Source organism: Pseudonocardia tropica (genome assembly GCF_040105315.1).
Classification (GTDB): domain Bacteria; phylum Actinomycetota; class Actinomycetes; order Mycobacteriales; family Pseudonocardiaceae; genus Pseudonocardia; species Pseudonocardia alni.
In genome coordinates this window covers 1-5,590 of record NZ_JBEDNP010000042.1, presented here as the reverse complement: position 1 = coordinate 5,590, position 5,590 = coordinate 1, and the positions used below count along the sequence as shown (strand labels likewise).

The 5,590-nt window shown below is 72.6% G+C and carries 4 protein-coding genes and 2 pseudogenes; 4 read left to right on the top strand and 2 right to left on the bottom strand.

All coding sequences use genetic code 11. From position 1 onward, the window contains the following. From WHI96_RS27005 to WHI96_RS26990, 4 genes and pseudogenes are all read left to right on the top strand, one after another. Window positions 1-1,351, top strand: a 1,351-nt coding sequence (locus WHI96_RS27005) for a multicopper oxidase family protein (protein ID WP_349302487.1), incomplete at its 5' end; no start/stop codon positions are given. A gap of 142 nt (window positions 1,352-1,493) precedes the next feature. Continuing rightward, a pseudogene (locus WHI96_RS27000) lies at window positions 1,494-1,742 on the top strand (rhodanese-like domain-containing protein); the annotation flags it as partial. Beyond that, window positions 1,719-2,039 (top strand): YgaP family membrane protein, encoded by a 321-nt coding sequence (locus WHI96_RS26995; RefSeq protein WP_349302488.1) that lies wholly within the window; start codon window positions 1,719-1,721, stop codon window positions 2,037-2,039. The pseudogene WHI96_RS27000 and the gene WHI96_RS26995, both read left to right, overlap by 24 nt. A gap of 546 nt (window positions 2,040-2,585) precedes the next feature. Beyond that, on the top strand, window positions 2,586-3,155 hold the full coding sequence (locus WHI96_RS26990; RefSeq protein ID WP_345650409.1) for a hypothetical protein: 570 nt from the start codon (window positions 2,586-2,588) through the stop codon (window positions 3,153-3,155). Window positions 3,156-3,244: 89 nt separating this feature from the next. Here the strand turns inward: WHI96_RS26990 and WHI96_RS26985 are convergent, their stop codons facing one another. Beyond that, window positions 3,245-4,390, bottom strand: a complete 1,146-nt coding sequence (locus tag WHI96_RS26985; RefSeq protein WP_345650410.1) for a hypothetical protein — start codon at window positions 4,388-4,390, stop codon at window positions 3,245-3,247. Between the two features lie 141 nt (window positions 4,391-4,531). Next, window positions 4,532-5,590, bottom strand: a pseudogene (locus WHI96_RS26980) (DNA cytosine methyltransferase); the annotation flags it as partial.

Genomic DNA, 5,590 nt, shown 5'->3' with positions numbered 1-5,590 from the left:
CCGGCAGCGGCCCGCCGACACCGGCGCAGAGCTGCGCCAACCGCAGGTCCTGGACAGTGCGGGCGGGCGGCTGCAGGTCGAGCTCACCGCCGCGGCGGGGGTGCGGCTGGCCGGTCGGGACACCCAGGGCCTGGGTTTCAACGGCACCGCACCCGGGCCGACGCTGCGGGTGCACCCCGGTGACGAGCTCGCGGTGCGCCTGACCAACCGGCTCGACGAGCCCACCAACCTGCACACCCACGGGCTGCGGGTGTCCCCAGAGGGCAACAGCGACAACCCGTTCCTGCGGGTCGACCCCGGCACCTCGTTCGACTACCTCTACCGGATCCCGGAGGATCACCCGGCCGGCACCTTCTGGTACCACCCGCACCACCACGGCATGGTGGCCGATCAGATCTTCGGCGGGCTCGCCGGTGCGCTGCTGGTCGCCCCGGCGGGCGCCGACCCCGACCTGGCGGTGGTCGAGGACCGGGTGCTGCTGGTCACCGACACCACCCTCGACGGTGACGGCGGGCTGGTCGAGGTGAGCGCGATGGACCGGGCGATGGGCCGCCAAGGCGAGCTGGTCCTGGTCAACGGCCAGCACCAGCCCGTCATCCCCGCCGTTCCCGGCGGGACGCAGCGCTGGCGGGTCGTCAACGGCTGTGTGTCGCGGGTACTGAGCATCCGCCTCGACGGGCACCAGCTCGTCCGGGTCGCCCAGGACGGCACGTTCCTGCCCGCCCCGGTCGACGCGGACCGGGTGATGCTCGCCCCGGGCAACCGGGCCGACGTGATCGTCCGCCCCACCGGCACCGGCCGCTACCCGCTGATCGCCGACGCCGTCGACCGTGGTGGCATGGGCGCGATGATGGGCGGCGCCGCCGCGAGCAGCGGGCCCGTCACCCTCGCCACCATGGTCACCGCCGGGGCGCCGGTCACCGCACCGCCGCTGCCCACCGCACTGCTCGCCGAGGCGCCCGCCCCAGGGCCGGTGACCGGGCGGCGGCAGATCACCTTCCAGATGGGCATGGGCGCAGGCGGGATGGCCTTCACCATCGACGGCCGCGCCTTCGATCCCAAGCGCGACGACCAGACCATCGCCCTGGGCTCCACCGAGGAATGGACGATCACCAATCCCGGCCCGCTCGCGCACCCGTTCCACCTGCACGTCTGGCCGTTCACCGTGCTCGAGTCCAGCGACGCCACCCCACCGACCGGGGTGCCGCAGGACGTCGTGCTCGTCCCGGCCCGCGGCTGGGTCCGGCTCCGCATCCCGTTCACCACGTATTCCGGGCGCAGCGTCTACCACTGCCACATCCTCGACCACGAGGACGCCGGAATGATGGCCACCGTCAACGTCCGCCCGTGAGTGCGCCTCGACTCGGCCATCTCGCCGACCCGGGCCCGACCGCGGCGGCCGGCTCAGCGACCATCCATCCCACGACCCCTACCGACAAGGACGCCCCTGTGGCCCACGCCAGCCCCGCCACGTCGACGCACGCACCGTTCGCGACTGGCTCGGCGATCCCGACACCGTGACCGTCATCGACGTGCGAAGCCCCACGGAGTTCGAGACCGTGCACATCCGCGGTTCCTACAACGTGCCGCTGGACATGGTCAATGAGCACACCGAGCAGCTCGCCGCTCACTTCGACCGGCAAGTCGTCCTCGTCTGCCAGTCCGGGACGCGGGCCGCGCAGGCTCACCAGCGTCTCGCCGGGGTCGGATCCGAGCGCGTGCATATCCTCACCGGCGGCATCTCCGCGTACTCCGGTGTCGGCGGGGACGTTGTGCGTGGCCGCGCCCGGTGGGCGCTGGAGCGCCAGGTCCGTCTCGTCGCCGGAACGCTCGTGCTCGCAGGACTGACCGCGGGACTGCGTGCGCCGAGGGCACGTCTGCTCGCCGGCGGAATCGGGGCCGGACTCACCGTCTCCGCGCTCACAGACAGCTGCACAATGGCGTCGTTCCTGTCCGCGCTCCCATACAACCGCGGGCCTCGCGACCGCACGCCGGCCGAGGTACTCGCGGAGCTTCCCGCCACCCGGAAGGCAGCGTGAACCGCAGGCACCAACGCAGCACCGAGTTCCTGTAGCTGGCCCGCGATGATCGACGTGACGAACGGTTACCCGAGACGGAATTGATCTCGATCCGCGAACTGCGGTCAGCGAGCACCAGGGCGTCGCGGGACTGCCATCTCGTGGCGCCGACCCGCTGTCGTTCTACTGTCGTTCCACAGAGAGGCGGCCATGTCTGCGATGGCCGCAGATGGGCCTGAGGTGGCGAGTGAGCGGTCGACGCACGCAGGGGCAGCAAGGATGGAGGACAGGGAACTGAAACGCCGGCTGCGGCGCGCTGAGGGCGTCGTGGGTTGTACAGCGAGCCGGACGGCGACGCTCGCCGTGGCGGACGTCGCCCGAGGATCCTGGGCGAGCCCTGAGCTCGCGCGCGTCCGCCAGGAGGGCGGCGGCGACGATGAGCCAGGCCATCGCCTGCGATCAGGCGCCGGCCCCTGATCGCCGACCTCGCGTCGGCTCGTCATCGTCGCCTGTCTCACTGAATGGAGATAGCCTCCTTGCCTGTCTCATCAACGAGAGGAGATCGGTATGGGAGCCCGAACCCGGCGACGCCCGGAGGGCCGAGCTGCGCGCCACGCCCTGGCCCAGCTGACCGAAGCCCGGGACGCAGTCGACGCCCGCCTGGAGGATCGCCGTCGTCGCGAGAACACCCTGCTGGAGCGCTACGCCGCGACCCTCGTCGAGCAGCAGCGGGTCGAGGAGGAGCTGACGTCCGGACTCGCGCGCCTCCAGGAGGAGGAGGCCCGGCTGCGCTCCCACACCGATCAGCAGCTCGCCGCGATCGAAGCCGAACGCGGCGACGTCCTCTGGGGCCTGAATGCCGAGGGGCGAAGCGCTGAGGACCTCGCCCAGATCGCCGGCCTCCCACTGAAACGGGTCCGAACGATCCTCCGCAGCAGGAAGAACGGCGATGACAGCGCCGCGACCAGCGACAACGGCGAACACGTCGCGCCGACCGGTGGCGCGGCGACAGGCGGGGGTGATGGCAACGGAGCCGCCGACGGCGCCGGTTCCCCGGTCCAGACTGCCCCAGCTGAGCCGGGCGACGGTCTCTCCACGGCGCCCGCTCCGCAGCATGCGGGGGACACTCACGACTGACCCTCGTGCCGCACTCAGGGGCACCCGGGAGCAGCCCCATCTGCGCTGGTCGGGGCGATCGAGAGCATGCTCCCGGTGGCCCGGAGCAGCTACGAGGTGAGGTCGTCGTCGGGGAACGGCGGCTTCCGCTCAGCGCGGGCCGCGGTGTGGCACAGGCGGCGGAACTGCTCGACTCCGGCCAGCGGATCGGCGGCGCCGAACGCGGCCGCGGTGAGGCTCTTCAGGTCCCAGCGGACGAGCAGGCCCTGCCGGGCCAGGACGAGTCCGACGTGCCGGATGCCCCATCGGTCGGAGATGTCGAGCCAGGCGTAGCCGAGCACCTGCTGGAGCCAAGCTCGTACACGTCGTGGCTGGTCTGCGCGGGCGCTCACCTTGACGTCGAGCAATGTCGATCCGACCAGGAGGTCGGCGTCGGCGAAGTGGGGGATGAGGGCCGGCGAGGCGTACCCGATGCCTGGGCCCTGTGGCAGTCGCTCCGCTCCCCACGCCCTGAGCGTCGGGAGGTTCTCGCTGGTCGCGAGCGCGCGGACGAGGGCGGCCGCCTCGTGGACGCTGCCGTCCGGGACGGCCGCACGAAGGACGTCGGTCGTGATGGGTGCGTGTTGCGCGACAGCGCTCAGAGCGCGGGGGCTGCGCCCGCTCCTGTACGCCGCTTCGGCCAGGGCCCACACGCCGTAGGTCCGCGCCAGGGCACGTTCGGCTCCGGCGGTCGCTACGTGGCCGCAGGGCGCGTGCTCGCGGTGGAACAGGTGGCCTCGGGCAGCGAGGTCGGGGAAGACGCTGTCGCCCCAGGGGGGATCGGTGCTGGTCGCGCCCGGTGCGGGGACCTGGAGCCACTCGCGCGGCGACGGACGGAGCGTGTGAGCCATCGTGGCGACCTCGTCGGGCAGGCCGCGGTGGCTCGGAAAGGACAGGGCGATGCCGGCTGCGGCGTCGGGGGAGAGGAGTTGGCCGGCCAGCAGTCCCTGCAGCGCTGCGTAGGGCGGCGCGGGCTGGACCAGGGCCGCCAGCCGGGCGTCGACGATGCCGCCCACGAGCTGGCTGTCCGCACCTGGCGTCGGTCCCGTGAGGGTCGGCTTCGGCGCCTTCGCGGCTGCCCGTGCCACGTCTCGGGCGACCTGGTCGAGGCCCGCGAGTCGTTGCTGGCACCAGGCGGCGAGGGCCCCGGCGCGGAGTGCTGTCGTCAGCGGCACGGCGAACTCCCCCTCTCCCCGGTCGGCCTCTCTGCTCTGCACTCTCCACGGTCTGGCATCGAAGGATGCATCGCCCGTGGCGACGCCCCAGACCGAAGCCCGGTGGCTCCTGGCGATCGTGCCGTCAGGAGCCACCGGGCTGCGGGGGCCTGGTGGCGGTCGGACACCACCAGGCGCCGCGGATCAGGCGGCGGTGGGTACGGGGGACTCGACCGGTGTGCCGCGGATCGCCTCGACGACGGCGGCCACCAGGTCGCGGGCGACGGGCGGGGTCACTGCGTTGCCTGCCATCCGCACCTGGTGTCGCTTCGTTCCGAGCAGGACGTAGTGGGCGGCGAACGCCATGCCCTCCTTGATCTCCCCCGGGCTCAGCATCCGGAACAGGCAGTCCTCGACGTCGAGCCCGGCCGCGCCGGCCATGAGCGCATCGCCCTCGACCGTCGTCTGGGTGGCGAGCGGGCTGGTCGCGGTTGCCCGGATGCGGCCGGTGTCGTAGGCGTAGAGCATTCCCGGGTTCCAGACCAGGGACTGGTGGCCGGCGCTGGTGATGGTGCGCGCAGGCTCGCTGGTCGGGGTGCTCATCTCGGCTCCGCCGCTGTTGTTCCGCATCAGCAGTCCGTGGTGGGTTCCGCTGGCGGCGAAGGTGTCGAGGGGCTCGGTGACGCGCTTCGTGCGGTTCGTGCCCCGCAGCGGCACGACCACGACGCCCTCGGTGTCGCGGGTGGTGCGGGCACGCAGCGGGCGTTCGGTCGGCTGGGCGACGTCGTTCCAGGTGCCTCCGGCAGGGACGAGCAGTCCGGTCTCGTTGCGGGCCGTCTGGACCCTGAGCGGGCGGTCGGCGGGCAGTGCCACCTTGCCGTCGCGGCCCTCTGCCGGGACCAGGAGCGCTGACGGCGGCGCGGTGGGGTGGGGCGCGCCCAGGCTGTCGAGGGTCATCGGCGGGGCGGCGATGGCGCGGTGCTCGGTGGTGGTCAGCGTGCGCAGGGGCTCCTCGACCGGCCAGGCCCGCACTCCGGGTCGGCGCTCGAAGGTGTTGCCCGCTGCCTCCAGTGCGATCGGGCCGTAGTAGCGGCGCAGCCCTGCGGCGATGCGGGCCATCGTCTTCGGCGCGAGGGGCCGCTTGCGGTCACCGATTCGCTGTCCCGGCGAGGTCCAGTCGATGATGGCCGCGGCCGGGAGCACGTAGGGCTGGACGACGTCGTTGCGGCAGCTCACGTGCGGGCACCGGAACACGTACTGGGC

Coding starts and splice junctions, on each gene's coding strand:
- WHI96_RS26990 (WP_345650409.1), top strand. CDS start 2,586: ATGGGAGCCCGAACCCGGCGACGCCCGGAGGGCCGAGCTGCGCGCCAC.